Here is a 25,523-nt window from a genome sequence, read left to right as displayed (position 1 = left end):
AGTCACCCGTCGCCGCGCAGCCGCTTGAGGTCGATGCCCAGGCGCTTCACCCGATAGTAGAAGGTCTCGCGCGGGATCCCGAGCAGCCGGATCGCCTGCGCGACGTCGCCGACGGTACGCGTCACGGCTTCTTCGATGGCGGCGCGTTCGAAGGCGCGGACGCGGTCGGGGAGGGGCAGGTCCGCCGTTTCCCCCGCCGCCTCGTCCAGCCCGAGGAGCAGGCGCTCGGTTGCCGCCTCCAGCTCGCGGACATTGCCCGGCCAGTCGCGGCGAGCAGCGAGCGCGGCGGCGGTGCCGAGCGGCGGCGGCGCCATCCCGCGGCGCGCGGCATGGGCGGTGAGGAAATGCGCGGCGAGCAGCGCCACATCCTCCGGCCGCTCGGCTAGCGGCGGTAGGCGCAGTGTCACCGCGGCCAGCCGGTGGTAGAGCGCAGGCAGCAGCCGATCCTGCGCGCCCTCGTCGATCGCGCCGACGATGCGAAGATCGACGCCGACGGGATCGCGCGCGTCCAGCGCCACCGCCCGCCGCTCGGCCAGCTGGACGAGGCGATGCTGGAGCGGCGCCGCCGCGCGGTCGAGATTGTCGAGGAACAGCGTGCCGCGATCGGCGCGGGCGATCGGCCCCTGCGCGCCAAACAGCTCGGGCAGCGCGCTCTCCGACAGGACCGCGCAGTCGATCACGGCGAAGCGGTGCCGCCCGCGGGGCCCAGACCGGTGGATGATCCGCGCGAGCAGCTGCTTGCCGGTGCCCGTTGCGCCTTCGACCACGATGTCGAGATCGGCGTCGGCGAGCGCGGGCAGGCTGGCGCGCAGGCGGCGGATCGCCGCGCTCTCGCCCACTAGCTCGTCGGCCGCGGTCGCCTCCGCCAGCGTCCGCAGGCGCCGGTTCTCCAGCGCGAGCGCGCGCGTCGCGGCACCGCGTGTCACCGCAGCGAGCAGTGCGTCGGGGCTGAACGGCTTGGCCAGGAAGTCCCAAGCGCCCTCGCGGAGCGCGCCGACCGCCATCTCGACATCGCCGTGCCCGGTGACGAGGATCACCGGCAGCTCGGCATCACGGGCATGGAGCGCGCGGAAGAGTTCGAGCCCCGACATGCCCGGCATCCGGATGTCGGTGACGACGACGCCTTCGAAGTCCGCGCCGATCGCCGCCAGCGCGGGTGCGGCCGCTTCATGGGTCTGAACCTGATGGCCGGCCAGCGTCAGCAGCTGCGTCGTCGCGCGGCGCAGATCCTCGTCGTCGTCCACCAGTGCGACCAGGGTCATGCGCGCACCATTACGATCTCGAACCGCGCACCCCGGTCGGTGGGCACGTGGCGCAGCGCGCCGCCCAGCTCGACCATGATGTCGTGCGCGATGACGAGGCCGAGGCCAAGACCTTCCGCACGGCTGGTGACGAAGGGCGTGAACAGCCGCTCGGCAACGTCGGCAGGCACGCCGGGTCCGTTGTCGGTGACGCTCAGCACGACCTCCCGCGCGCCCGGCTCGACCGCGAGGACGATGCGGGGATCGGGGGCGTCGCGGAGCGCCTCCAGCGCATTCTGGATGAGGTTGACGAGCACCTGTTCCAGCCGGACGCGCCCGCCGATGATCGTCAGCGCCGGATCGATTGACGGCTGGTCGAAGGTGATGCGGCGAAGCTGTTCCTTGAGGATCAGGCCTGCGCCCTCGACAACCTCGACCAGCGCGATCGGGCGTAGCGTGCCCGGACGCCGCCGCGCGAAGCCACGCAGCCGCTCGGTCACGGTGCCGATGCGGTCGGAGAGGCGCGCGATCGCGGTGAGATTGTCGCGAACCGCCGCCTCGTCACCGCGATCGAGCAGCATCGCGCTCGTCTGGGCATAGGTGCGGATCGCCGCGACGGGCTGCGCGGTCTCGTGCGCGACGCTGGCGGTGACCTGGCCCAGCGTGGCGAGGCGGTTTGCCTGGCGCAGCCCTTCGCGCAGATCGGCGGCGCGCGCTTCGCTGCTCGCGCGCTCCTCCATCTCGCGCGTCAGCGCGGCGGTGCGGGCGGCGACGGCATCCTCGAGCTCGGCGGTACGGCGGCGGGCGAGCGCGGCGCGCTGGCGCAGGCCCCAGGCGAGCGCGCCGATCGCGATGACCGCCAGCGCCGCGCCGGTCGCGGCGATGCGGACGGTGGGCGCAACGGCGGCGGCGGTGGGGCGGCGCAGCGTCAGCGCCCAGCCGGGCTGCGCGGTGGGAACGGTGCTCGCGACGCTGCCTCGCGTCGGGGGGAGGGGGGCGAGCGCACCCGGTGGCAGGCTGCTATCGGCGGCAAGGGCCGCGCGTTCGGTCGCCGACAGGTCTCGCGTGCGCCGGAACACCCATTCAGGGCGGCTGCTGACGACGACCATGCCCGCGGCGTTGCGGACGATGGTTTCGCCGCCCGCCCGCGCCCAGTCGGACTGGACACGGTCGAACTCGAGCTTGACGACGACGGTGCCGCCGGCGTCGGTGCGCTGGGCGAAGAAAAGGCCGGGCTTGCCGCTGACGGTGCCGCGGGCGAATTGCGTCGCGGCGCCCGATCGCTGCGCATCCGCGACATAGCGCCGAAATCCATAATCGTTGCCGACGAAGCTGACCGGCGTGCGCCAGTTGCTGGCGGCGATCGCGATCCCGCGGGGATCGACGACGTAGATCACCGATGCGCCGGTCTCGCGCGCCAGCGCCTCCAGCTTGTTGTCGAGCGCATGGCGTGCGGGCTCGCGGCCCGCGAGCGCGGCGACGACATCGGAATCGTCGGAAAGCGCGAGCGGCATCAGGCGATAGCGGGCAAGCTCGCTGTCGAGCAGCGCGGCGCGCAGCCGCGCATCGGCCTGGGTCGCATCGAGCAGGCTTGTCGTCGATCGCTCGCCTGCGATCCAGCCCGCCGCGAGCGCGGCGAGCGATGCCGTCGCCAGGATCGCGGCAAGCCAGATCATGCCTGAGCGGGCGCGAGTCATGCCGCGGGTCTAGCGCGTCGGCGGAGCTGTGCAAATCCTTGCACTCGGCCTTCCGGCCGGATGCAGATTCTCGCATGCCGCATGCAGTCGGCACAATCGTGATCGGCGCAAAAACCGCAGTAATCCGGCGAAAAGCGGCGATCGCTAAAAATTGTTCGGTCCGCATGTCTACCTGTCGCACCTTGAAGACGTTCATCGATCCGCCCGACAGTGGCGGAAGGAGAGGTCAGATGGTTCCGATCGACACCACCCCCGCCGTCACGGCGCCGCGCCCGTGGTACGCGCATCTCTACGTCCAGGTGCTGGTGGCGATCGCGGCCGGCGTGCTCCTGGGCCATTTCGCCCCGGCGACGGGCGAGGCGCTGAAGCCGATCGGCGACGGGTTCATCAAGCTGGTCAAGATGATCATCGCCCCCGTCATCTTCCTGACGATCGTCACCGGCATCGCCGGCATGCGCGACCTCGCCTCGGTCGGCCGCGTCGCGGGCAAGGCATTCGCGTACTTCCTGTTCTTCTCGACGCTGGCGCTGATCGTCGGGCTGATCGTCGGCAACGTCATCCAGCCCGGCGCCAGCCTCAACATCGATCCGGCGACGCTCGATGCGGGCAAGGTCGCCGACTATGCCGCCAAGGCGCATGAAACGACGCTGACGGGCTTTCTCCTCGGCATCATCCCCGACAGCTTCGTCAGCGGCCTCGCCGCGGGCAACATCCTGCAGACGTTGTTCGTCGCAATCCTGTTCGGCATCGGTCTCGCGATGATCGGGGAGCGCGGCGAGAAGCTGCTCCACGCGCTCGAGGACGTGTCGCTGGCCGTGTTCAAGGTCGTCGCGATCCTGATGAAGGCCGCCCCCATCGGCGCGTTCGGCGCGATGGCGTTCACCATCGGCAAGTACGGCGTCGGCACGCTCGCCAACCTCGCCGCGTTGGTCGGCACCTTCTATCTCACCAGCGTCCTGTTCGTCGTGGTCGTGCTGGGTGCGGTGTCGGCCTGGGCGGGCTTCTCGATCTTCCAGCTGATCGCCTATCTCAAGGCCGAGCTGCTGCTCGTCCTCGGCACCTCCTCGTCCGAGAGCGCGCTGCCCAGCCTCATCGAGAAGATGGAGCGCGCCGGCTGTCCCAAGTCGATCGTCGGCCTCGTCGTGCCGACCGGCTACAGCTTCAACCTGGACGGCACCAACATCTACATGACGCTGGCGGCGCTGTTCATCGCACAGGCGGTGGGGGTCGAGCTCACCCTGGGGCAGCAGCTGATGCTGCTCGCCGTGGCGATGCTGTCGTCCAAGGGCGCGGCGGGGGTGACGGGCGCTGGGTTCATCACGCTGGCCGCCACGCTGTCGATCGTCCCGTCGGTGCCGGTCGCGGGCATGGCGCTGATCCTGGGCGTCGACCGCTTCATGTCCGAGTGCCGCAGCCTCACCAACTTCATCGGCAACGCCGTCGCCACCGTCGTCGTCTCGCGCTGGGAAGGCCGCCTCGACCGCGAGCAACTCGCGCTCGCGCTCTCCGGCAAGGCACCGCGCGTCGACCAGATGCCCGCCGACGCCGTTCCGGCCGAATAAGGACGGCGATCATGATCCGCATGAAGCGCGCCCTTCGCGGCGCCACGGGACTGGCGACGCTGCTGCTCGGCGTTCCCGCTGTCGCTCAGACGGCGCCGAGCGAAGCGGGGCAGACCCGCAACCCGGCCAATCCGACCGTCAGCAGCTATCCCAATGCCGCCACAGGCGACGGCGCGACGACGAACGGCTACAACCTCTCCCGCTGGGCCGAGGATTGGCGGGTGATGCGCGACCCCACGAAGCGCGACGATCCGCTCGACCGACTGAAATTTCTACCGCTCGACGATGACGGCGACGTCTATCTGACACTGTCGGGCGAGGCGCGGCTGCGCGTCAACATGACGAGCAACCCGAACCTTCGCGAGACCAGCCATCAGCGACAGGATATTCGCCGGCTGTTCCTGGGCGCCGACCTGCATGTCGGGCCGCACCTGCGCTTCTTCGGCGAGGTCGCGCATGGCGGCATCTCGGGCCGCAACCTGGGCGTGCCCGCGGCGACGCTGGATAACGAGTTCGTGTTCCAGCAATATTTCGCCGAGGCCAAGGCGGAGGTCGGCGGCGTCGATGTCGGCGCACGCTATGGCCGGCAGGAGTTCACCGACGGTCCGAACCTGCTCGTCTCCCAGCGCGATAACAACACCATCCGCTATACGCTGAACGGCCTGCGGCTGTGGGCGCGCGGGTCGAAGGTGCGCGTCGACCTGTTCGACCTCAAGCCCACCCAATATGGCGATCTCGGCCCCGAGGACGACATCGTCGATCCCGCCCGCCGCTTCTCGGGCGTGACCGCCGGGTTCGTGCTGCCGAAGAACTGGTTCGGCAAGTCGTCGCTCTACTTCGATCCCTTTGTCTGGCGCCGCCGCAATGACGTAGGCGCGTGGGGCGGCCGGATCGGGCCGGCGGAGCGTTTCTATGCCGGTGCGCGGCTGTGGGGCGATGTCGGTCGGGTCAACGTCGACTGGTCGGTCAACCATCAATGGGGGACGTATATCGACCAGGACATCGACGCCTGGCACGCCTTCTTCGCGCAGACCTATCGCCTTGGCGACAAGGCGACGGCGCCGCGGATCGGCTTCCACGCCGATTATGCGAGCGGCGGGGGCGGCTATGGCGAGGGCAAGCTTCGCAATGCCTATGCGCCGTTCGGCAACAACATCTATTACAGCTACCAGCTCTATCTAACGCCTTCGAACCTCATCACGGTGGCGCCGAACTTCACCTTCTCGCCGGCCAGGAAGTTGCGTGTCACCGCCGAGTATCAACTCGCCTGGCGCGACGACGTGCGCGACGCGGTCTATCGCGCCAACGGCCAGCCATTCGCGGGCACGCAGAACGTCGCCGACGCCAAGATCGCCGACGTCGCGCGGCTCCAGGCCGTGTGGTCGATCGCGCCGCGGCTCTCGCTGACCGCCCGCTACGAGCATCTGGCCGCAGGACCGTCGCTGACCAAGGCGGGCTATTCGAGCTCGGACTTCCTTGCGGGCTGGATCAGCTTCCGCTTCTAATCAGGATGATGGAGAGTGTGATGACCGATGCGACCGACGATCGCCGCCACCGCCTGAAATCGATCATCGGCGGGTCGACGGGCAACATGGTCGAATGGTTCGACTGGTATGTCTATTCGGCCTTCACCCTCTATTTCGCGCCGCACTTCTTTCCGCAGGGGGATCGCACCGCGCAGCTTCTGAGCGCCGCCGCGGTGTTCGCGGTGGGTTTCATCATGCGGCCGGTCGGCGCGTGGATCATGGGCATCTATGCCGACCGGCATGGGCGGAAAGCGGGGCTGACGCTGTCGGTGACGCTGATGTGCGCCGGCTCGCTCATCATCGCGCTGACGCCGGGATACGAGACGATCGGGCTGGCGGCGCCAGCGCTGTTGGTCATCGCGCGACTGATGCAGGGGCTGTCGGTCGGCGGCGAATATGGCGCGTCGGCGACGTACCTGTCGGAGATGGCCGGGCGCGATCGGCGCGGCTTCTTCTCCTCGTTCCAGTACGTCACGCTGATTTCGGGACAGCTTCTTGCCATCTCGCTGCTCCTGATTCTTCAGGCGACGATGTCGCCGGCGGCGCTGGAGGCGTGGGGATGGCGCATCCCCTTCGCGATCGGCGCGGTGCTGGCGATCGTCGTGTTCCGCATCCGCCGCGGCCTGGCCGAGACCGAGAGCTACAAGAACGCGAAAGCCGCGGGCGCGGAGAAGTCGGGCGCGCTGATGCTGCTGAAGCGCCACCCGCGTGAGTTCGGGCTGGTCATGCTGCTGACCGCGGGCGGTACGCTCGCCTTCTATGCCTATTCGATCTACATGCAGAAGTTCCTGGTCAACACCAGCGGGTTCAGCCGAGAGGCTGCGAGCCAGATCAACGCCGTCACCCTGTTCGTCTTCATGTGCCTTCAGCCGTTCGCGGGCGCGCTGTCCGACCGGGTGGGGCGCAAGCCGCTGATGATCGGCTTCGGCATCGCCGGCGTGCTGTTCACCTATCCGATCTTCGCCGCGCTGGAGCAGACGCGCGACGTTTGGACGGCGGGCGCGCTGGTGATGGCGGCGCTGGTGATCGTCACCGGCTATACCTCGATCAACGCGGTGGTGAAGGCCGAGCTGTTCCCGGCGCATGTCCGCGCGCTGGGCGTCGCGCTTCCCTATGCGCTGGCCAACACCATCTTCGGCGGGACGGCTGAGTTCGTCGCGCTGTCGTTCAAGGACAATGGCTGGGAGCGGGGCTTCTACTGGTACGTGACCGCGATGATCGGCGTGTCGTTGATCGTGTACCTCAGGATGCGCGACACGCGGGCCAACAGCGCGATCGGGGAGGACTAGACACGGGGGCAGGGCGTCACCAAAGAAGAGTGGCGCAGGCCAGGAGAGGCGGCGCCCCCTTTCACAGTCTCGAGAACCGAACATGTCCGCCGCGCCGATTGCCGTTGCCCTCGTCTCCGGGGGGCTCGATTCGATGGTGTCGGCGGCGCTGGCGCGGGAAGCGGGGTTCCGGCTGCTGGCGCTGTCGGTCGACTATAATCAGCGGCATCAGGTCGAGCTTGCCGCCGCGCGTCGCATTGCCCGCGCGCTGGGTGCCGAGCGGCACGTCGTCCTGCCGCTCGACCTCTCGGCGTTCGGCGGGTCGGCGCTGACCGCAGACATCGACGTGCCGAAGGGCGGCGTCGGCGCCGACATTCCCGTCACCTATGTGCCCGCGCGCAACACCATCTTCCTCAGCTTGGCGCTCGGCTGGGCCGAGGCGGCGGGGGCGCGCGACCTGTTCATCGGCGTCAACGCGCTCGACTATTCGGGCTATCCCGATTGCCGCCCGGAGTTCATCTCTGCGTTCGAAGGCCTGGCCGAGATCGCGACCAAGGCGGGTGTCGAGGGCGAGCCGTTCAAGATCCACGCCCCCCTCCAGCACATGACCAAGGCCGATATCGCCGCCGAGGCCGCGCGACTAGGCTTGGACGCCGGCATGAGCTGGTCCTGCTACGACCCCGCGCCCGGCGGGCTGCATTGCGGGCTGTGCGACAGCTGCCGGCTACGCTCCAAGGGGTTCGAGGAAGCGGGGCTGCCCGACCCGACCCGTTACGCCGTCCGGCCATGAGCTACGCCGTCAAGGAATTGTTCCTGACGCTTCAGGGCGAGGGATTCCATGCCGGTCGCCGCGCGGTGTTCGTGCGCTTTGCCGGCTGCAACCTCTGGTCGGGGCGTGAGGAAGACCGCGCGAGCGCGATCTGTAAGTTCTGCGATACCGATTTCGTCGGGATGGACGGCGGCGGCGGCGCGCGCTTCGCCGATGCGGCGGCGCTCGCTGCGGCAGTAGTCGAGGCGTGGGGCGAGGGTGAAGAAGGGCGCTTCGTCGTGCTGACCGGCGGCGAGCCGATGCTTCAGGTCGACGACGCGCTGATCCATGCGCTGCACGACGCGCATTTCACCATCGCGATCGAGAGCAACGGCACCTTGCCCGTCCACCCCGGCATCGATTGGGTCTGCATCAGCCCCAAGGCGGGAAGCGAGGTCGTCCAGCGCACCGGCGACGAACTGAAGCTGGTCTGGCCGCAGCCGGGCACCGACGTCGCCGAGATCGAGCGCTGGGACTTTCGTCACTTCCTCGTCCAGCCGCTGGACGACGCGGCGGGTCGTGCCAGTTGGGACGCGGCGACCGCGTTCGCGATGGAGCGACCGCGGTGGCGGTTGTCGCTCCAGACGCACAAGCTTCTGGGATTGCGGTGATGGCTCGTTCCCCAGCGGCACCTTCTAGCCCCTCCCTGGAAGGGAGGGGTTGGGGTGGGTCTGCCAGTGATGGGCTTCACCGTCCCTCGCAGGCCGACCCACCCCCGCCCCCTCCCTTCCAGGGAGGGGAGAAGCGCGCCACTTCCTGTATCGGGGCGAGCGCCTGACCCATGCACATCGCCGCTACCGCGATCGTCCTGTCGGTGCGGCCGCATGGCGAGCATGGCGCGGTGGTGCGGGCGCTGACGCCCGATGATGGCGTGCAGCCCGGCTATGTCAGGGGCGGGCGGTCGCGCGCGCTCCGGCCCGTGCTCCAGCCCGGCAACCTCATCCGCGGCGACTGGCGCGCGCGAGCCGAAACGCAGCTTGCGGCGCTGACCGTCGAGCTGGTGGAAAGCCGTGCGCCGCTGTTTGCAGAGGCGCTCCCCGCCGCTGCGATCGAGTGGCTGACGACGCTCACTGTCGCGACCCTGCCCGAGGGACAGCCTTACCCCCGCGTCCACGCCGCGCTCGATGCGGTGCTCGCCGCGGTCGAGGCCGCGCCGGCGGCGCGGGGTTGGGCAGGGCTCGTCGCTCGCTATGAACTGCTCCTCCTCGCCGAGCTCGGCTTCGGTCTCGCGCTCGACGAATGTGTCTCGACCGGCGCGCGCGACGATCTCGGATTCGTCAGCCCCAAGAGCGGCGGTGCGGTCGCGCGCGCCGCGGCGGCGGGGTACGAGGCGCGGCTGTTCCCGTTGCCGCCCTTCCTTCGCGAGGGCGGCGGTGCGCCCGGGTGGGAGGCGATCTTCGACGCGCTGGCGATCACCGGCCATTTCCTCGAACGCGACCTGATGACCGGACGGGCGGCCGAAACGCTCGCAGCGCGGACGCGACTGATCGACCGGTTGCGGCGCGCAGCCGGCTAGGGCATTGGCGCTCGCGTCAAAGGGAGGGTTCATGCCGCATCTGATCGCCGTGTTGCCGGGGGACGGCATCGGCCCCGAAGTCGCCGCCGAGGCGCGCCGCGCGCTGGAAGCAACGGGCCTGGACCTCGCCTTTGAGGAAGCGCCCGTCGGCGGCGCCGCCTATGACGCGGCGGGCCATCCGCTGCCCCCTGCAACGCTGGAGCTCGCGCGCCGCGCCGACGCGATCCTGTTCGGTGCCGTCGGCGACACCCGCTACGACAGCCTGGAACGCGCGCTTCGCCCCGAGCAGGCGATCCTGGGGCTACGCAAGGAACTGGGTCTGTTCGCCAATCTGCGTCCGGCCAAGCTGTTCAAGGGGCTGGAGGACGCCTCGGCGCTCCGGCCCGAGGTCGCCGCCGCGATCGACCTCGTTATCATCCGCGAGCTGACCGGCGACGTCTATTTCGGCCTGAAATCGCGCGGCACCAGTGCCGAGGGGCTGCGCGAGGGCCGCGACCTGATGCGCTATGACGAGGCAGAGGTCGCGCGCATCGCCCGCGTCGGGTTCGAGACCGCGCGCACCCGCCAGTCGCGCCTCTGCTCGGTGGACAAGGCCAACGTCCTCGAAACCTCGCAATTGTGGCGCGACGTGGTGATCGAGGTGGCGGCGGATTACCCCGACGTCGCGCTGACCCACATGTATGTCGACAACGCCGCGATGCAGCTCGTTCGCGACCCCGGCCAGTTCGACGTGATCGTCACCGGCAATCTGTTCGGCGACATCCTGTCGGACCAGGCGTCGATGTGCGCGGGCTCGATCGGCATGCTCCCCTCGGCCGCGCTCGGCGCCACGGGGCACGGCCTGTACGAGCCGATCCACGGCTCGGCGCCGGATATCGCCGGCCAGGGCAAGGCCAACCCTTGCGCGGCGATCCTGTCGGCGGCGATGCTGCTCCGCCACTCGCTGGGCGAGGCCGATGCGGCCGACCGTATCGAGGCGGCGGTGGCGGCGGCGATCGCCGGCGGCGGACGCACGGCGGACCTGGGCGGCAGCCTGTCGACCCGCGAAATGGCCGACCGCATCCTCGCTGGCCTCTGATGCTCGAACTCGCCGTCGTCGTCCCCGTCTTCAACGAGGCGCGGAACGTGGCGACGATGGTCGCGCGGCTGGATCAGGTGCTGGCGGGCCGCGCTTGGGAAGTCATCTTCGTCGATGACGACAGCCCGGACGGCACCGCGCAGATCGCGCGCGAGCTCGGCCAGGTCGATCCGCGCGTCCGCGTCATCCAGCGGATCGGCCGGCGCGGGCTTTCGACCGCGTGCATCGAGGGGATGTGCGCCACCGCCGCGCCGCTGGTCGCGGTGATCGACGGCGACATGCAGCATGACGAGGCGCTGCTGGCCGGCATGGCCGATGCGATGGCCGGCGACCCGTCGCTCGACCTCGTCATCGGCTCGCGCTTCGTGCCGGGCGGCGGCACCGGCGACTGGGACCGCGACCGCGTGGCGAAGTCAGAATTCGCCACCCGCCTGTCACGCCGCGTCCTCAATGCCGAGCTGTCCGACCCGATGAGCGGCTTCTTCATGATCCGCACAGACCTGTTGCGTAACCTGGTGCCAAAGCTGTCGGGGATCGGCTTCAAGATCCTGCTCGACATCATGACGGCGAGCGATCGGCCATTGCGGTTCAAGGAGTTGCCCTATGTCTTTCGCATCCGGACCGAAGGCGAGAGCAAGCTCGATCACGTGGTCGCCATGGAATATCTGATCGCGCTTTACGACCGCATGTTCGGCAAGATCGTGCCCATCCGTTTCGCGATGTTCTCGGCGATCGGGGCGCTGGGGGCCGGGGTGCACATGACCGTGCTGTCGGCGCTCTATGTCGGGCTGGGAGCCAGCTTTATCGCCGGGACGATCGTCGCGACCGTGGTCGCGATGACGTTCAACTTCTTCCTCAACAACGCGCTCACCTATCGCGATCGGCGGCTGAGGGGGGCGAAGGCGCTGGTCAACGGCTGGGTGTCGTTCTGCGTCGTCTGCTCGGTGGGCGCAGTCGCCAATGTCGGCGTCGCGGCGTTCCTCCACGATGTCCGATCGGGCTATTGGGCGCTGTCAGCCATCGCGGGGATCGTGGTGGGCGCGGTCTGGAACTTTGCGCTGTCGTCGCGCTTCACCTGGGGCCGCTACGGGCGCAAGGCGGCGGCCTGAGGCGCCGGCCCGCCGAGCCCGCTTCGCCCGACCCAACAATTCCTTGCTCCCGCCGCTGCGACCCCGCGCCTATCTCGCGGGCATGTCGCCGCGCGAACCCCACAGCCTGACCCATCTCCAGCGGCTCGAAGCCGAGAGCATCCACATCCTTCGCGAAGTGGCCGCCGAGGCCGAGCGGCCGGTGATGCTCTATTCCGTCGGCAAGGATTCGGCGGTGATGCTGCATCTGGCGCGCAAGGCCTTTTACCCCGCGCCGCCGCCGTTCCCGCTGCTCCATGTCGACACAACCTGGAAATTCCGGGCGATGTACGAGCTTCGCGATCGCATGGCGCGCGAGAGCGGGATGGAGCTGATCGTCCACCGCAATCCGGACGCGGAGGCGCGAGGGATCAATCCGTTCGATCATGGCGCGATCCACACCGACCTCTGGAAGACCGAGGGGTTGAAGCAGGCGCTCGACAAATACGGCTTCGACGTCGCCTTCGGCGGCGCGCGCCGTGACGAGGAGAAGAGCCGCGCCAAGGAGCGCGTGTTCAGCTTCCGCTCGGCCAACCACCGCTGGGACCCGAAAAATCAACGGCCTGAGCTGTGGAACCTCTATAACGCGATGAAGTCCAAGGGGGAGAGCATTCGCGTCTTCCCGATCTCGAACTGGACCGAGCTCGACGTGTGGCAGTATATCCAGCTCAACGACGTGCCGATCGTGCCGCTCTATTATGCGGCGCCGCGCCCGACCGTCGAGCGTGACGGCATGCTGCTGATGGTCGACGACGATCGCTTCCCGCTCCGCGATGGCGAGGTGCCCGTGGATCGCTCGATCCGCTTTCGCACGCTCGGCTGCTACCCGCTGACCGGCGCGGTGGAAAGCGAGGCGGCGAGCATTACCGACGTGATCCGCGAGACGCTGCTCACCACCACCAGCGAGCGGCAGGGCCGCGCGATCGACAAGGATGCCGGCGGCGCGGGCATGGAGAAGAAGAAGCAGGAGGGGTATTTTTGATGCGCCACGGAAATGCAAAGCGTTTCCGAAGCGTCAACCCCGGCGCAGGCCGGGGTCTCGTGCCGCAAACGCGACCAGAACGGCCACCGACCCCAGCCTTCGCTGGGGTGACGGGATAACCTCATGACATCTCACATCTACACCCCCGACGCGCTGATCGCCGAGGATATCGAGGCGTATCTCGCCCAGCACCAGTCGAAGTCGCTGCTGCGCTTCATCACCTGTGGCAGCGTCGATGATGGAAAATCCACGCTGATCGGGCGCTTGCTTTACGATTCTCGCACGATCTTCGAGGATCAGCTCGCCGCGCTCGAAGCGGATTCGAAACGGGTCGGCACGCAGGGGACGGAGATCGACTTCGCGCTCCTCGTCGACGGGCTTGCTGCCGAGCGCGAGCAGGGCATTACCATCGACGTCGCCTATCGCTTCTTCTCGACCGAGCGGCGCAAGTTCATCGTCGCCGATACGCCGGGACATGAGCAATACACGCGCAACATGGTGACGGGCGCGTCGACCGCCGACCTCGCCGTCATCCTGATCGACGCGCGCAAGGGCGTGCTGACGCAGACGCGGCGGCACAGTTTTCTAGCGCAGCTCGTCGGTATACGCCATGTCGTGCTGGCGGTGAACAAGATGGACCTGGTCGGTTATGACCAGGCAACCTTTGACGCGATCGTCGCGGATTACGGCGCATTTGCCGCTCAGATCGGCATCGACGCGTTCACCGCGATACCGATTTCGGGCTTTAGAGGCGACAATGTCGCGGGCGCCAGCGACAACACGCCCTGGTACACCGGCCCCAGCCTGATCGAGCATCTGGAAACCGTCGAGATCGACGGTGAGCGCGATGCCGCGCGGCCGTTCCGCATGCCGGTGCAGTGGGTCAATCGCCCCGACCTCGACTTTCGCGGCTTTGCCGGGCTGATCGCCGGCGGCACCGTGCGGCCGGGCGACAAGGTTCGCGTGCTGCCCTCGGGTCGCACGTCGACCATCGCGCGGATCGTGACGCTGGACGGCGATCTCGACGTCGCGGTCGCTGGCCAGTCGGTGACGCTGACGCTTGCCGACGAGATCGACTGTTCGCGCGGCGACGTCATCGCCGCCGCCGAGGCGCCGCCGGAAACCGCCGACCAGTTCGAGGCGACGATCGTCTGGATGGCCGACGAGGAACTGCTGCCCGGCCGCGCCTATTGGCTGAAGCTCGGCACGCAGACCGTTAGCGCGACGGTGCAGGCGCCGAAATTCCAGGTCAACGTCAATACCTTGGAGCACCTTGCTGCCAAGACGCTGGAACTTAACGCGATCGGCGTCGCGACGGTGTCGACCGACCGCCGCATCGTGTTCGAGCCCTATGCGGACTCGAAGACGCTGGGCGGCTTCATCCTGATCGACAAGCTGACCAACGCGACCGTTGCCGCGGGGATGCTCAACTTCGCGCTCCGCCGCTCGCAGAACGTCCATTGGCAGGCGACCGAGGTGACGCGCGAGAGCCGCGTGGCGCTCAAGAACCAGCAGCCGGCGGTGCTGTGGTTCACCGGCCTGTCCGGCGCGGGCAAGTCGACGATCGCCAACCTCGTCGAGAAGAAGCTGGCGCGGATGAACCGCCACACCTTCCTCCTCGATGGCGACAATGTGCGGCACGGGCTCAACAAGGATCTTGGCTTCACCGACGCCGATCGCGTGGAGAATATTCGCCGCGTCGGCGAGGTGGCGAAGCTGATGACCGATGCCGGGTTGATCGTCATCACCGCCTTCATCTCGCCCTTCAGCGCCGAGCGCGACATGGTGCGCGCGATGATGGCGCCGGGCGAGTTCGTCGAGGTCCACATCGACACGCCGCTTGCCGAGGCGGAGGCGCGCGACGTGAAGGGCCTCTATGCCAAGGCGCGATCGGGGGCGCTGAAGAACTTCACCGGCATCGACAGCCCCTATGAGGCGCCCGACGCGCCCGAGATCCGCATCGATACGACCGTGCTTTCTCCGGAGGAGGCCGCCGACCTGATCGTCGCGAAACTGATCCCATGATGACCGACGGCGAACTCGCCGCGCATCTGGCGGACGTCGCCGGGCGGCTGCTGCTCGAGGTCCGGGCATCGGGCGTGTTCGCGGGCGCGGCGCTGGGCGCGGCGGGCGACCGTACCGCCAACGAGTTCCTCGTGCACGCGGTCCGTGCGGCGCGCCCCGACGACGGGCTGCTATCCGAAGAGATGAAGTGCGACGGCACCCGGCTCGCCAAGTCGCGCGTCTGGATCATCGACCCCGTCGACGGCACTCGCGAATACGGTGAGGCGCGCGCCGACTGGGCGGTGCATGTCGGCCTGTCGATCGACGGCGTGCCGAGCGTCGGAGCGGTGGCACTTCCCGGGGCAGGGAGAGTGCTGCGGTCCGACAGGCCGCAGCCGCTCGGCCCCCTCGGCCGACCGCCGCGCATGGTCGTCAGCCGCAGCCGCCCGCCGGCCGAGGCGCTGCGCGTGGCGGAGGCGATCGGCGCCGAGCTCGTGCCGATGGGCTCGGCCGGCGCCAAGGCGATGGCGGTGGTGACGGGTGAGGCGGACCTCTACCTTCACTCGGGCGGCCAATATGAGTGGGATTCGATGGCGCCGGTCGCGGTGGCGCTGGCGCATGGGCTGCACTGCTCGCGCCTGGATGGTTCGCCGCTGACGTACAACAATGCCGATGTGTACCTGCCCGACCTGAAGATCGTGCGGCCCGAGTTGGTGGGGGCGGTGAGGGCGGCGTTGGACGAGACCGCCGCCTAACAAGATTCGTTCGTCCTGAGCTTGTCGAAGGACGTGCCGCAGGCGAAGCGCTTTGGAACACGTGCTTCGACAGGCTCAGCGCGAACCGCGAAGGGGGATGTGACAGTCCCGAGTCACGCCTCCGCCAACCCGTCACGCCCACGTCATTATAATGCAGCGCGGGCTTCATGCCGCGCGCGCAACGCGCCCCCGACAACAGTTCAACCAGGGGGTCTCCAATGAAATTGCGCCTTTCGGCAGCCGCGATGCTGCTCGCCTCGGTCGCGAGCTCGGCGCTCGCCCAGTCGTCGGTTCAGGATGCGGATGCCGCGCCGGACAGCCGCGCCGACGCCTCGAACGACATCCTCGTCACCGCGCAGAAGATCGAGCAGCGCGCGGTGGACGTGCCGATCACGATCTCGGCCGTCTCCGGCGAGCGCATCCGCGAACTCGGCGTCGGCGACCTGGACGAGCTATCCAACTACATCCCCGGCCTCAACATCCAGGAGCAGAGCGCCAACAATCCCGGCATCGTCATCCGCGGCATCACCTCTGATTCGGGGTCGGCGCAGCAGGGGCCGCGCGTCACGCTCTATTACAACGGCATCGACATCTCGCGCTCGCGCGGCAGCTATCAGGCGATCTACGACCTCGAACGGGTCGAGGTCATCAAGGGGCCGCAGGCGACGCTGTTCGGCACCGCCAGCGCGATCGGCGCGATCAGCCTGACTTCGACGCGCCCGCGCGAAGGGTTCTCCGGCGCGATCACCGGCGGCTACGGTAATTTCGACCAGGCGCTCGTCTCCGGCTTCATCAACGCCGGCAGCGATAAGGTCGCGGGCCGAGTCGCGTTCGAATGGAAGCGCCGCGGCGGCTATGTCGAGAACCTGTCGCCGCGCCAGGAAAAGGAGCTCTACGCGCAGGATCAGCTGGGCGTCCGCGCCTCGCTGCGCTTCACGCCGACCGAGGATCTCACGATCGACCTGATCGGCACCTATGACCGGCAGCGGAACGGCGGCACGCCCTTCATCTCGCGTCGACTGCCGACCGAAGCGGGGCCGGGCAATCCGTTCGGCGCGGCCAATCTCGGCGGCTCGCCGCTATCGGCCGAGGTGCTGGGCGACGACCAGCTTGGCCTGACGCGCGACGTCTATGACGCCAACCTGACCGCGTCGTGGGACTTTGCCGACGGCTGGAACTTCACCACCGTAAACGGCTATCGCAAGTTCGACAGCAACGAGGTGTTCGACGCCGACGGCTCGGCCGCCTGGTTCCTGGAGTTCGCCGAGGATGCGCGCGGCTGGCAGGCGAGCCACGAGGGTCGCTTCAGCTACAGCGACCCCCAATGGCGCGCGCAGTTCGGCTGGAACGTGTTCGTCGAGGACAATTTCCAGCGCGTGCCCTTCTCGAGCGAGGAGGGGACGTTCCTTCAGTGCGCCGCGACCCTGCTGGGGCAGGGCCGTCCGGTCCCGACGCTCGGCTGCATCAATGCGGCCGGCGTTGTCGAGGCCGCGCGGGTGACGGCGCTCGCGACCGGCGGCCGTGTCACGCAGATCCCGTACAGCTCCGAGTTCAAGAACATCGGCCAGAACGATGCGTACTCGATGTTCGCCGACACCACCTGGATCCCGGTGCCGCAGCTCGAGCTGACCGCGGGTGCGCGCGTGCTGATCGAGCAGCGCAAGTCGGGGTACACGACGCGCGTGCCGCGGCCGGTGCTCAACCCGACCGCCTTTTCGCTGGTCCCGGGCCAGATCGACACCGCGGGCCTGACCTTCTGGCGGCAGAAGAGCTTCGCCGCGGTGCTGCCGCGCTTCAATGCGCTGCTGCGCCTATCCGACGCCATCAACGTGTTCGGCACGGTGTCTAAGGGTCGCCGCTCGCCGGTGGTCCAGCTCGACGCACAGCGGACGACGGTGGCCCCCGGCAGCTTCCTCGTCAGCCCGCGCCTCCAGCTCGTCAACGAGGAGAATGTCTGGAACTACGAGGCGGGGCTCAAGGGTTCGGTCGGCATCGCCTCGGGCTCGGTCGGCGTCTATTACCAGAAGTATGACGGTTTCCAGGTGAGCGTGCTCGGCGCCGACGGCGTCGCGCGCACGCAGAGCGCGGGCACCGCCAGCAATTTGGGCGTCGAGGCCGAGCTGACGGTGCGGCCGACCCGCTGGTTCAGCCTGTTCGGCAATGTCGGCTATATCGATGGCGGCATCGACGAGGATAACAGCTTTGCCCCGCAATTCTCGGGCGCGCGCTTCCGGCTCCAGCCCGAGTGGCAGGCCGCGGGCGGCTTCACGATCGACGCGCCGCTGGGCGGGGGCATGCGCCTGTTCGCGACGCCCAGCGTCACCTATCGCAGCCGCATCTTCTTCGAAGTGCCGAACAACATCGCACTGTCGCAGGGGCCGGTGACGTTGGTCAATGCGCGCGCGGGGGTGAGCTTCGCCGACGAGCGGTTCGAGCTGGCCGGGTTCATCCGCAACGCGACGAACAAGGACTATCTGCTCGACGCGGGCAATACGGGCGGCAGCTTCGGCACGCCGACCTTCATTCCCGCGGAACCGCGCTTCTATGGCGGGCAGATCACCGCCCGCTTCTGATCGGCTGACCAAAGGAAAGGCCCCCGCCGCGGGTTTGCGGCGGGGGCCCTTTCCTTGCCCGCGAAGGACGATCAGCGCGGCGTGTAGGCGCCCGGCGGCGGCGGCTGGAGGTCGTTGTCGACCTCCGGCACGTCGATGATGCCGCGACCGACATGGCTGCGCGAGCGGCTGTACGCGAAGTACACGACGATGCCGATCACCGCCCACACCGCGAACAACAGCTTGCTGTGCCCATCCAGGCTCCAGAACAGATAGATGCAGCCGAGGATCGACAGCGGCGCGACGATCATCACCGCTGGGGTGCGGAACGGCCGCTTGCGCGACGGATCGGTGCGGCGGAGCACCAGCACCGCGAACGACACCGCCGCAAAGGCGAACAGCGTGCCCGAGTTCGAGATGTTGGCGAGCGCGCCGACAGGGAAGAACGCCGCGAACAGCGACACCGCGATGCCGGTGATGATGGTGATGACGTGCGGCGTGTGGAACTTGGGGTGGATGCGGCTGAACATCGCCGGCAGCAGGCCGTCGCGGCTCATCGTAAAGAAGATGCGGGTCTGGCCGAACATCATCATCAGGATGACCGAGGGGAGGGCGAGGATCGCCGCCAGGCCGATCAGGTTGCCGATCTGCGGCCAGCCGATCTCGCGCAGCACGAACGCCAGCGCTTCCTTCGAACAGACCACGTCCTTCGCGCCCTCCGCCGCGCGCGCGGCGCACTCTTGGGCGAGGCCCGGGCTGCCGGGCTCGAGGATGCCGCCGAGCGCGCTCATCACCGGCTGCGCGCTGATGCCCGGCGCGCCGATGACGCCTGCGGAGACGAGGATGTAAAAGATGGTGCAGAAGCCCAGGCTGCCGATCAGGCCGATCGGCATGTTGCGCTGCGGATTCTTGGTTTCCTCCGCCGCGGTCGAGACCGCGTCGAATCCGACATAGGCGAAGAAGATCGATGCGGCGGCGGCCGAAATGCCGCCGAAGCCTAGCGGCGAGAAGGGCTCGAACTGTTCCATCCGCATGACCGGAATGGCGAGGATGATGAACAGGGTCAGCGCGATGACCTTGATGCCGACCAGGATGGCGTTGATCGTCGCCGACTCCTTGGTTCCGATCACCAGGAGCCAGGTGACCAGCCCCGCGATCACCATCGCCGGCAGGTTGATGACGCCGCCGTCGAGCGGCCCGAGCACCAGCGTGTTCGGGATGTCGATCCCGAAACTGTGTTCGATATAGCCGATCATGTAGCCGGACCATCCGACCGACACGGCGCCCGCGGCGACCGCATATTCGAGGATCAGCGCCCAGCCGACCATCCAGGCGATCAGCTCGCCCATCACCGCATAGCTATAGGTATAGGCGGAGCCCGAAACGGGGACCATCGCCGCCATCTCGGCGTAGCAGAGCGCGGCGACCGCGCAGACCAGGCCAGCGATGACGAAGGAGATCATCATGCCCGGCCCGGCCTTCTGCGCCGCTTCCGCCGTCAGCACGAAGATGCCGGTGCCGATGACCGCGCCGACGCCCAGCATCGTCAATTGGAAGGCGCCGAGCGACCGTGTCAGTGATTTCTTTTCGGCGGTCGCCAGAATGGCGTCGAGAGGCTTCACGCGCCCGAATAGCATACAGGGGTCCCCTAGGGTGCGGCCTGTTCCCGGCCGCGATCTGAAAGGCGCGAGCCTAATGGCAAAAGTTCCGCTTGCAACCGCCAAAAGTGCGCTTGTCCGTTGGGGTACGGGCGCGGCGGTCGTTTGCCGCGCGGCGTGAACTCGTTGTTCGCTGCCTAACGCGCGATCATTGGCCCGAGCGGCCCGCCCGCGAAGACGTGCATGTGTAGGTGCGGCACTTCCTGTCCGGCATCGCCGCCGGTGTTGGCGAGCAGGCGATAGCCCCGCCCCACGTGCTCGCGCGCGACATGGCCGATGGCGCGGATGAAGCCGGCGATCTCCGCATCGCTCGCCCGCGCGCTGAAATCGTCCCAGCTGACATAGGGCCCCTTGGGAATGACGAGGACATGCACCGGCGCCTGGGGGGCGATGTCGTGGAACGCAAGGGCGTGCTCGTCCTCGTACACGCGGTTCGCCGGGATCTCGCCGCGCAGGATCCGGGCGAAGATGTTGCCGTCGTCATAGGGCTGTGTCGCGTCGATCGGCATGTCAGAAGGCTCCGGTGGCGGGGGGCAGCGGGCGCGGGCGGCCGGGTTCGCCTCGTCGGGCTTCAGCGGTGCGGGACCGGCGGGCTTGGTGTCGGCGACCGGCGGCGGCGGCGGGGGGCGGAGCGGGTACCGGCTCGGGCGGGGGCGCAGTGCGTGCGGCCTTTCGGCGAGGCCCGAAAGCCCCTCGCGCCGCGCGAGCTCGGCACGGACGTCGTCCAGGCGAAGGCCCGCATCGACGAGCAGGACAATGAGGTGGAAGATGAGGTCGGCCGCCTCGCCCTTCAGCGCGTTGCGGTCGCCCTGAACCGCGGCGATCGCGGCCTCGACCGCTTCCTCGCCGACCTTCTGCGCGATCTTGGGACGGCCCTTCTCGAACAGGGCGGCGACGTAGCTCGCCTTGGCATCGCCGCCGCGGCGGCTGCGGATGACGGCTTCGAGCGCGTCGAGCGTGTCGGTGTCGGTCATGGCGCCCTCGCTGGGCGCGCGCGGGGTCGGTTGTCAACGCCCGCGCCGCCGGACGAGGCCGGCGGCGCGGGCGAAGCGGTCAGCGGCGACGACGACGCGCGATGGCGAGACCGGCGACGCCCAGGCCGAACAGGCCGAGCGCGGCGGGCGCCGGCACGGGCGTCGGCTGGCTGCCGCCGCTGCCGCCCGACGAGGACGACGGCGGCGCCGTCGGCGGCTTGTCGTAAGCGATGGCGGCGGCAGACGAGAGGCCCATCGCGGCGGCGATGGCGAGATGACGGAGCTTCATGGACAATCCCCCAGAGTTGACGAAGATGCCGTTAAGCAATCGTCATGCCGGATGGGCGATCGCCGCAATCGCAGGAACTTAGCGCAACGGCCTGTTCGCGATTGTAAGCTCAGCCGACAGGCGAACGGACGGCGATGCCTGCCTCGGCCAGCGCGCGGTGCGCGTCGGCGATGCTCGCCTCGCCAAAGTGGAAGATCGAGGCGGCGAGCACGGCGCTGGCATGACCGTCGCGCACGCCCGCGACCAGATCGTCCAGCCCCCCGACGCCGCCGCTCGCCACGACGGGCACCGGCACCTGGTCGGCGATCGTGCGGATGAGGTCGAGGTCGTAGCCGCTCTTGGTCCCGTCGCGGTCCATTGACGTGACGAGCAGTTCGCCCGCACCGAGCTGGACCAGCCGCAGCGCATGCTCGACCGCGTCGATGCCGGTCGCGCGGCGGCCGCCGTGGGTGAACACCTCCCAGCGATCCTCGACCCGCCGCGCATCGACCGACGCGACGACGCACTGGCTGCCGAAGCGCTCGGCGATGTCGGCGACCACTTCGGGCCGTGCGACCGCCGCCGAATTGACCGCCACCTTGTCGGCGCCCGCCAGCAGCAGCGCACGCGCGTCCTGCGCCGACCGCACCCCGCCGCCGACGGTCAGCGGCATGAAGCACACCTCGGCGGTGCGCCGCACGACGTCGAGGATCGTGCCGCGCGCCTCATGGCTGGCGGTGATGTCCAGGAAGCAGAGCTCGTCCGCGCCCGCCGCATCGTATGCGCGCGCCTGTTCGACCGGATCGCCCGCATCGATCAAATCGACGAAGTTGACGCCCTTCACCACGCGCCCTTCCGCGACGTCGAGGCAGGGAATGACGCGCGCGCGCACGCTCATGCGGCGGCGACCCGGATCGCTTCGGCCAGATCGAGGCGACCGTCATACAATGCGCGCCCGGTGATGACGCCGGTGACGCCATCGCCGACATGCGGCTTGAGCGCGTGGATGTCCTCGATCCCCGCGACCCCGCCCGAGGCGATGACCGGGATCGACACCGCGCGGGCAAGCGCGACCGTCGCCTCGACATTACAGCCCTTGAGCAGCCCGTCACGGCCGACGTCGGTGAAGAGAAGCGCGGCGACGCCCGCATCCTCGAACCGGCGCGCGAGATCCTCGACCGTGACGTCGGAAACGTCGGCCCAACCATGCGTCGCCACCATGCCGCCGCGCGCATCGACTGCGACGACGATCGCGCCGGGGTGCGCGCGCGCCGCCGCCTTGACGAAGTCGGGATCGTTGAGCGCCGCCGTGCCGATGACGACGCGCGCGACGCCGAGCGCCAGCCATCCCTCGACCGCCGCGATGTCGCGAATGCCGCCACCCACCTGAACCCGGCCGGGAAAGGCGGCGACCGCGGCCCGCACCGCCTCGCCATTGACCGACGCGCCCGCGAACGCGCCATCAAGATCGACGACGTGGAGGTGATCGGCGCCCGCCTCGGCGAACAGCCGCGCCTGCGCCGCGGGATCGTCGCCATAAACGGTGGCGCGGTCCATATCGCCCTCGGCCAGCCGCACGACCTGCCCCTGCTTGAGGTCGATCGCGGGGAAGATCGTCAGGGCCGCCATTCGAGGAACCTTTCGAGCAGCGCGATGCCGTATCGCTGGCTCTTTTCGGGGTGGAACTGGATACCGATAAAATTGTCGCGCCCGATCGCCGCGGTGACCTGGCCGCCATGATCGGTGGTCGCGAGCACGTCGCCACCGCTGAACGCATAGCTGTGAAGAAAATAGGCCTCGCCTGGCTCGATCAGCGGATGGGGGCGGGCAGGGACGACGTCGTTCCAGCCCATGTGCGGCACGCGGATGCCGGGCGCGTCGGGGATCCGCGCGACGCTCCCCTCGATCCAGCCGAGGCCGGCATGGACGCCCATTTCCTCGCCGGTCGTCGCCATCAACTGCATGCCGACGCAGATGCCGAGGAACGGCACGCCGCCGTTGAGCGCCCGCGCGGCCATCGCCTCGACCATCCCGTCGAGCGCGAGAAGGCCATCGCGGCACGCGGCAAAGGCGCCGACGCCGGGAAGGACAATGCGGTCGGCCGCGGCGACGACGTCGGGATCGGCGGTGATCGCGATATCGGTCGCGCCGGCGGCCTTCAGCGCGTTATGGACGGAATGGAGATTGCCCGCGCCATAATCGATGAGGGCGAGGGTCATCGTCCCCCCTCCCGCTTGCGGGAGGGGCAGGGGGTGGGAAGGTCAGGGGCGGCGGCATCAGAGAAGGCCCACCCCCGACCCCTTTCGCAAGCGGAAGGGGGGAAGAGGCGGCCTCTCACCCCAACACGTCCGCCAGGGCATCCGCCGCCAGGTTGGCCGGGAAGCCGACCAGTTCCAACGTCGCGCCGCCGCCGGTCACGAACGGATCGCTCTTGGCGACCGGCTCGACATGCTCGGGCAGGCCGCGGAACAGGAGGACGCCGCCCGTCGCATCGTCGCGCCGCCCCGCCAGGATCATCACGCCCGCGTCGATCGCCTCGCGGATCCACTCGACATGCGCGGGACGCAGCCGCTCGATCGCGTCCATGTCGACATAGGTGAGCAGCACCAGCGTCATCGGGGTGGCGGGTCGGATCATCAGAGCACGCCCTTGGTCGAGGGGATGGCGTCGGCCTTGCGCGGGTCGATCTCGACCGCCTCGCGAAGCGCCCGGGCGAGGCCCTTGAATGCCGCCTCGGCGATGTGGTGGTTGTTCTCGCCGTACAGCGTCTCGACGTGGAGCGTCAGGCCGGCGGTCTGCGCAAAGCTGTGGAACCAGTGCTGGAACAGCTCGGTGTCCATCTCGCCCAGCCGGGTCTGCGTGAACTGTGTCTTCCAGACGAGCCAGGGGCGCCCGGAGATGTCCAGCGCCACGCGCGTCAGCGTCTCGTCCATCGGCGACAGCGCGTCGGCATAGCGGCGGATGCCGCGCTTGTCGCCCAGCGCCTTGGCCACCGCCTCGCCCAGCGCCAGCGCCGAATCCTCGACGGTGTGATGCTGGTCGATGTGGAGATCGCCCTGACATTTCAGGCGGATGTCGATCAGCGAGTGGCGCGACAGCTGCTCAAGCATGTGATCGAAGAAGCCGATGCCGGTCTCGACCTCGTACCGGCCGGTGCCGTCGAGATTGATCTCGGCCTCGATCCGCGTCTCGCTGGTGTTGCGGGTGACTGTGGCGGTGCGCATGGCCGCTCCCCATAACGGCTCCGCGCGGCCATGCAATCACACGCGCGCGCTTGACCACGGGGGCAGGGGCGCTAGCTAGGGGGCATGACCGGCACCATCCCCGACAGCCTGATTCCGTACGACGAAATCGTGCAGGAGGCGCTGCGCGCCGTGGTGGGCCGCGTGCTCGGCACCGTCGCGTCGACCGGGGGCCTGCCCGGCACCCACCATTTCTATATCACCTTCAAAACGCAGGCACCCGGCGTCGATATTCCGCAGCGGCTGATCGACCGGTTCCCGGACGAAATGACGATCGTCCTCCAGCACCGCTATTGGGACCTCAAGGTCACCGACAGCCGCTTTTCGGTGGGCCTGAGCTTCAACCAGGTGCCGTCGATCCTCGACATTCCCTTCTCGGCGATCACCGGCTTTCACGACCCCGCGGTCAATTTCGAGCTCCGCTTCCAGGCCTCCGACGTCGTCGAGGACGCCGAGCACGAGCCGGCCGAGAACGACGGCGACGCGGCGCGCGCGGCGCCGGTCGACGACGGATCGAACGTCGTGTCGGTGGACTTCAAGCGGAAGAAATAGAGACGGGGCGGAGGTTCGCCGCCAGAGTGCGATGACGGAGCGGGGGTGACGGTCAGTCCTGTGGACGGTCGCGATGTGCCATTGGCCGCACGCGTACGCCGAGGCTGATGACGAGCGGCCAGAACAAGGTGTTGCCAATGTCGGTCAGCGTGTCGTGGACGCGCAGGCCGTAGTGGAGATAGTCGAGCAGCTCGTTGCCGAACTCCGCTGCGACCACGGCCCAGAACGGGATGAAGGTGCCGAGCGAGCGCTTCGACACCAGTCGGACGATCAGCAGGATCGCCATACCCGCATGAATGTGGAGGATCGCGTCGGGCAGACCGGTGCCGTCGCCGATCCAGATGATCCAGTCGTGATAGATGCCCGGGATGTCCATCGCGCGCCCATGCACCGTTTGGCGGGCCGGGCAAAGCGCTAGCGGTTAGTGGCCGTAGCGCTTGATCCCGCGTCGACGCAGCTTTTCGCGGCGACGTTGGTTCAGCGTTACCACCAACCATGGCACGGCAACCGCGACGATCGCGGCGATCAGGCCATAGGCGACGACTTCACGAGTGGTGTCGAACAAGCACGGGCTCCAAGTTCGGAAAATCGGATGAACGGTTCATCCTCACCATGACACGACGCGGCGCACAAGCGCGAACGGTCCGTTTTCGCGCAAATCGGCCTGCGTTTCAAACGCTTTGCCGGTTGGTGCGAAGCAACAATCATATCCG

General features: G+C 68.5%; 25 protein-coding genes and 1 pseudogene. 13 read left to right on the top strand and 13 right to left on the bottom strand.

All coding sequences use genetic code 11. From position 1 onward, the window contains the following. Window positions 1-2 precede the first annotated feature (2 nt). Together RS883_RS12935 and RS883_RS12930 are read right to left on the bottom strand one after the other, a co-directional pair. Entirely contained in the window at window positions 3-1,262 is a 1,260-nt protein-coding gene (locus RS883_RS12935) for a sigma-54 dependent transcriptional regulator (protein ID WP_315760593.1), read from the bottom strand. Continuing rightward, window positions 1,259-2,938: a sensor histidine kinase gene (locus RS883_RS12930; protein WP_315760592.1), complete on the bottom strand. Its 1,680-nt coding sequence runs from the start codon at window positions 2,936-2,938 to the stop codon at window positions 1,259-1,261. Before RS883_RS12930 ends, RS883_RS12935 begins: the two co-directional genes overlap by 4 nt. Before the next feature lie 230 nt (window positions 2,939-3,168). On the opposite strand from RS883_RS12930, the gene RS883_RS12925 reads away from it, so the two are divergent. The 12 genes from RS883_RS12925 (at window position 3,169) to RS883_RS12870 (ending at window position 18,137) form a co-directional block, all read left to right on the top strand. Continuing rightward, the gene (locus tag RS883_RS12925) at window positions 3,169-4,500 is read left to right on the top strand and encodes a dicarboxylate/amino acid:cation symporter (protein WP_315760591.1); all 1,332 of its coding nucleotides are present in this window, start codon (window positions 3,169-3,171) and stop codon (window positions 4,498-4,500) included. 20 nt (window positions 4,501-4,520) lie between these two features. Beyond that, the gene (locus RS883_RS12920; protein ID WP_409977416.1) at window positions 4,521-6,005 is read left to right on the top strand and encodes an alginate export family protein; all 1,485 of its coding nucleotides are present in this window, start codon (window positions 4,521-4,523) and stop codon (window positions 6,003-6,005) included. Window positions 6,006-6,025: 20 nt separating this feature from the next. Further along, the gene (locus RS883_RS12915; RefSeq protein ID WP_315760589.1) at window positions 6,026-7,315 is read left to right on the top strand and encodes an MFS transporter; all 1,290 of its coding nucleotides are present in this window, start codon (window positions 6,026-6,028) and stop codon (window positions 7,313-7,315) included. Between the two features lie 82 nt (window positions 7,316-7,397). Next, complete coding sequence (gene queC / locus RS883_RS12910; RefSeq protein ID WP_315760588.1) at window positions 7,398-8,084, top strand: 7-cyano-7-deazaguanine synthase QueC; 687 nt, start codon at window positions 7,398-7,400, stop codon at window positions 8,082-8,084. After that, a complete protein-coding gene (gene queE, locus RS883_RS12905) occupies window positions 8,081-8,713 on the top strand; it encodes a 7-carboxy-7-deazaguanine synthase (protein ID WP_315760587.1) in 633 nt (210 codons plus the stop codon). Before queC ends, queE begins: the two co-directional genes overlap by 4 nt. 170 nt (window positions 8,714-8,883) lie before the next feature. Next, window positions 8,884-9,618, top strand: coding sequence for a DNA repair protein RecO (gene recO, locus RS883_RS12900; protein ID WP_315760586.1), 735 nt, complete (start codon window positions 8,884-8,886; stop codon window positions 9,616-9,618). 31 nt (window positions 9,619-9,649) lie between these two features. Next, entirely contained in the window at window positions 9,650-10,696 is a 1,047-nt protein-coding gene (gene leuB, locus RS883_RS12895) for a 3-isopropylmalate dehydrogenase (RefSeq protein WP_315760585.1), read from the top strand. Beyond that, complete coding sequence (locus tag RS883_RS12890; protein WP_315760584.1) at window positions 10,696-11,805, top strand: glycosyltransferase family 2 protein; 1,110 nt, start codon at window positions 10,696-10,698, stop codon at window positions 11,803-11,805. The genes leuB and RS883_RS12890 overlap by 1 nt, the downstream gene beginning before the upstream one ends. Before the next feature lie 82 nt (window positions 11,806-11,887). Beyond that, window positions 11,888-12,805 carry a sulfate adenylyltransferase subunit CysD gene (gene cysD / locus RS883_RS12885; protein ID WP_315760583.1) on the top strand — a complete coding sequence of 306 codons (918 nt, stop codon included), beginning with the start codon at window positions 11,888-11,890 and terminating at the stop codon, window positions 12,803-12,805. 123 nt (window positions 12,806-12,928) lie between these two features. Continuing rightward, entirely contained in the window at window positions 12,929-14,830 is a 1,902-nt protein-coding gene (gene cysN, locus RS883_RS12880; RefSeq protein WP_315760582.1) for a sulfate adenylyltransferase subunit CysN, read from the top strand. Continuing rightward, window positions 14,830-15,564 (top strand): 3'(2'),5'-bisphosphate nucleotidase CysQ, encoded by a 735-nt coding sequence (locus RS883_RS12875; RefSeq protein ID WP_315760581.1) that lies wholly within the window; start codon window positions 14,830-14,832, stop codon window positions 15,562-15,564. The genes cysN and RS883_RS12875 overlap by 1 nt, the downstream gene beginning before the upstream one ends. A 218-nt stretch (window positions 15,565-15,782) precedes the next feature. After that, window positions 15,783-18,137: a TonB-dependent receptor gene (locus tag RS883_RS12870; RefSeq protein WP_315760580.1), complete on the top strand. Its 2,355-nt coding sequence runs from the start codon at window positions 15,783-15,785 to the stop codon at window positions 18,135-18,137. 71 nt (window positions 18,138-18,208) lie between these two features. Here RS883_RS12870 and RS883_RS12865 read toward each other — a convergent pair whose 3' ends face one another. The 9 genes and pseudogenes from RS883_RS12865 to hisB form a co-directional block, all read right to left on the bottom strand. Further along, window positions 18,209-19,753: an amino acid permease gene (locus RS883_RS12865; RefSeq protein ID WP_315760579.1), complete on the bottom strand. Its 1,545-nt coding sequence runs from the start codon at window positions 19,751-19,753 to the stop codon at window positions 18,209-18,211. 158 nt (window positions 19,754-19,911) lie between these two features. Beyond that, window positions 19,912-20,283: a histidine triad nucleotide-binding protein gene (locus RS883_RS12860; RefSeq protein ID WP_315765133.1), complete on the bottom strand. Its 372-nt coding sequence runs from the start codon at window positions 20,281-20,283 to the stop codon at window positions 19,912-19,914. Window positions 20,284-20,421: 138 nt separating this feature from the next. Beyond that, window positions 20,422-20,748 (bottom strand): annotated as a pseudogene (locus RS883_RS12855) (phosphoribosyl-ATP diphosphatase); the annotation flags it as partial. A gap of 79 nt (window positions 20,749-20,827) precedes the next feature. After that, the gene (locus RS883_RS12850) at window positions 20,828-21,037 is read right to left on the bottom strand and encodes a PEP-CTERM sorting domain-containing protein (protein WP_315760578.1); all 210 of its coding nucleotides are present in this window, start codon (window positions 21,035-21,037) and stop codon (window positions 20,828-20,830) included. 109 nt (window positions 21,038-21,146) lie between these two features. Continuing rightward, a complete protein-coding gene (gene hisF, locus RS883_RS12845; protein ID WP_315760577.1) occupies window positions 21,147-21,914 on the bottom strand; it encodes an imidazole glycerol phosphate synthase subunit HisF in 768 nt (255 codons plus the stop codon). Further along, entirely contained in the window at window positions 21,911-22,645 is a 735-nt protein-coding gene (gene hisA / locus RS883_RS12840) for a 1-(5-phosphoribosyl)-5-[(5-phosphoribosylamino)methylideneamino]imidazole-4-carboxamide isomerase (RefSeq protein ID WP_315760576.1), read from the bottom strand. The genes hisF and hisA overlap by 4 nt, the downstream gene beginning before the upstream one ends. Continuing rightward, the gene (gene hisH, locus RS883_RS12835; RefSeq protein ID WP_315760575.1) at window positions 22,633-23,235 is read right to left on the bottom strand and encodes an imidazole glycerol phosphate synthase subunit HisH; all 603 of its coding nucleotides are present in this window, start codon (window positions 23,233-23,235) and stop codon (window positions 22,633-22,635) included. Before hisH ends, hisA begins: the two co-directional genes overlap by 13 nt. 115 nt (window positions 23,236-23,350) lie before the next feature. Next, entirely contained in the window at window positions 23,351-23,653 is a 303-nt protein-coding gene (locus tag RS883_RS12830; RefSeq protein WP_315760574.1) for a hypothetical protein, read from the bottom strand. Then, a complete protein-coding gene (hisB, locus tag RS883_RS12825) occupies window positions 23,653-24,240 on the bottom strand; it encodes an imidazoleglycerol-phosphate dehydratase HisB (RefSeq protein ID WP_315760573.1) in 588 nt (195 codons plus the stop codon). Before hisB ends, RS883_RS12830 begins: the two co-directional genes overlap by 1 nt. Window positions 24,241-24,324: 84 nt before the next feature. Between hisB and RS883_RS12820 the strand changes: the two genes are divergently transcribed. Then, window positions 24,325-24,810, top strand: coding sequence for an SspB family protein (locus RS883_RS12820; protein ID WP_315760572.1), 486 nt, complete (start codon window positions 24,325-24,327; stop codon window positions 24,808-24,810). 52 nt (window positions 24,811-24,862) lie between these two features. Here the strand turns inward: RS883_RS12820 and RS883_RS12815 are convergent, their stop codons facing one another. Further along, entirely contained in the window at window positions 24,863-25,186 is a 324-nt protein-coding gene (locus tag RS883_RS12815; protein ID WP_315760571.1) for a hypothetical protein, read from the bottom strand. Between the two features lie 45 nt (window positions 25,187-25,231). Then, window positions 25,232-25,375 carry a hypothetical protein gene (locus tag RS883_RS12810; protein ID WP_315760570.1) on the bottom strand — a complete coding sequence of 48 codons (144 nt, stop codon included), beginning with the start codon at window positions 25,373-25,375 and terminating at the stop codon, window positions 25,232-25,234. Window positions 25,376-25,523: the final 148 nt, after the last annotated feature.

It is taken from the genome of Sphingomonas sp. Y38-1Y, from assembly GCF_032391395.1.
Classification (GTDB): Bacteria; Pseudomonadota; Alphaproteobacteria; order Sphingomonadales; family Sphingomonadaceae; genus Sphingomonas.
The sequence above is the reverse complement of the archived record's forward strand: the minus strand, read 5'-3'. Positions and strand labels throughout refer to the sequence as shown.

Excerpts from the sequence above, each read along its gene's own strand:
- RS883_RS12935 (WP_315760593.1), bottom strand. The coding sequence starts at position 1,262 with ATGACCCTGGTCGCACTGGTGGACGACGACGAGGATCTGCGCCGCGCG.
- RS883_RS12930 (WP_315760592.1), bottom strand. The coding sequence starts at position 2,938 with ATGACTCGCGCCCGCTCAGGCATGATCTGGCTTGCCGCGATCCTGGCG.
- RS883_RS12925 (WP_315760591.1), top strand. The coding sequence starts at position 3,169 with ATGGTTCCGATCGACACCACCCCCGCCGTCACGGCGCCGCGCCCGTGG.
- RS883_RS12920 (WP_409977416.1), top strand. The coding sequence starts at position 4,521 with ATGAAGCGCGCCCTTCGCGGCGCCACGGGACTGGCGACGCTGCTGCTC.
- RS883_RS12915 (WP_315760589.1), top strand. The coding sequence starts at position 6,026 with ATGACCGATGCGACCGACGATCGCCGCCACCGCCTGAAATCGATCATC.
- queC (WP_315760588.1), top strand. The coding sequence starts at position 7,398 with ATGTCCGCCGCGCCGATTGCCGTTGCCCTCGTCTCCGGGGGGCTCGAT.
- queE (WP_315760587.1), top strand. The coding sequence starts at position 8,081 with ATGAGCTACGCCGTCAAGGAATTGTTCCTGACGCTTCAGGGCGAGGGA.
- recO (WP_315760586.1), top strand. The coding sequence starts at position 8,884 with ATGCACATCGCCGCTACCGCGATCGTCCTGTCGGTGCGGCCGCATGGC.
- leuB (WP_315760585.1), top strand. The coding sequence starts at position 9,650 with ATGCCGCATCTGATCGCCGTGTTGCCGGGGGACGGCATCGGCCCCGAA.
- RS883_RS12890 (WP_315760584.1), top strand. The coding sequence starts at position 10,696 with ATGCTCGAACTCGCCGTCGTCGTCCCCGTCTTCAACGAGGCGCGGAAC.
- cysD (WP_315760583.1), top strand. The coding sequence starts at position 11,888 with ATGTCGCCGCGCGAACCCCACAGCCTGACCCATCTCCAGCGGCTCGAA.
- cysN (WP_315760582.1), top strand. The coding sequence starts at position 12,929 with ATGACATCTCACATCTACACCCCCGACGCGCTGATCGCCGAGGATATC.
- RS883_RS12875 (WP_315760581.1), top strand. The coding sequence starts at position 14,830 with ATGACCGACGGCGAACTCGCCGCGCATCTGGCGGACGTCGCCGGGCGG.
- RS883_RS12870 (WP_315760580.1), top strand. The coding sequence starts at position 15,783 with ATGAAATTGCGCCTTTCGGCAGCCGCGATGCTGCTCGCCTCGGTCGCG.
- RS883_RS12865 (WP_315760579.1), bottom strand. The coding sequence starts at position 19,753 with ATGCTATTCGGGCGCGTGAAGCCTCTCGACGCCATTCTGGCGACCGCC.
- RS883_RS12860 (WP_315765133.1), bottom strand. The coding sequence starts at position 20,283 with ATGCCGATCGACGCGACACAGCCCTATGACGACGGCAACATCTTCGCC.
- RS883_RS12850 (WP_315760578.1), bottom strand. The coding sequence starts at position 21,037 with ATGAAGCTCCGTCATCTCGCCATCGCCGCCGCGATGGGCCTCTCGTCT.
- hisF (WP_315760577.1), bottom strand. The coding sequence starts at position 21,914 with ATGAGCGTGCGCGCGCGCGTCATTCCCTGCCTCGACGTCGCGGAAGGG.
- hisA (WP_315760576.1), bottom strand. The coding sequence starts at position 22,645 with ATGGCGGCCCTGACGATCTTCCCCGCGATCGACCTCAAGCAGGGGCAG.
- hisH (WP_315760575.1), bottom strand. The coding sequence starts at position 23,235 with ATGACCCTCGCCCTCATCGATTATGGCGCGGGCAATCTCCATTCCGTC.
- RS883_RS12830 (WP_315760574.1), bottom strand. The coding sequence starts at position 23,653 with ATGATCCGACCCGCCACCCCGATGACGCTGGTGCTGCTCACCTATGTC.
- hisB (WP_315760573.1), bottom strand. The coding sequence starts at position 24,240 with ATGCGCACCGCCACAGTCACCCGCAACACCAGCGAGACGCGGATCGAG.
- RS883_RS12820 (WP_315760572.1), top strand. The coding sequence starts at position 24,325 with ATGACCGGCACCATCCCCGACAGCCTGATTCCGTACGACGAAATCGTG.
- RS883_RS12815 (WP_315760571.1), bottom strand. The coding sequence starts at position 25,186 with ATGGACATCCCGGGCATCTATCACGACTGGATCATCTGGATCGGCGAC.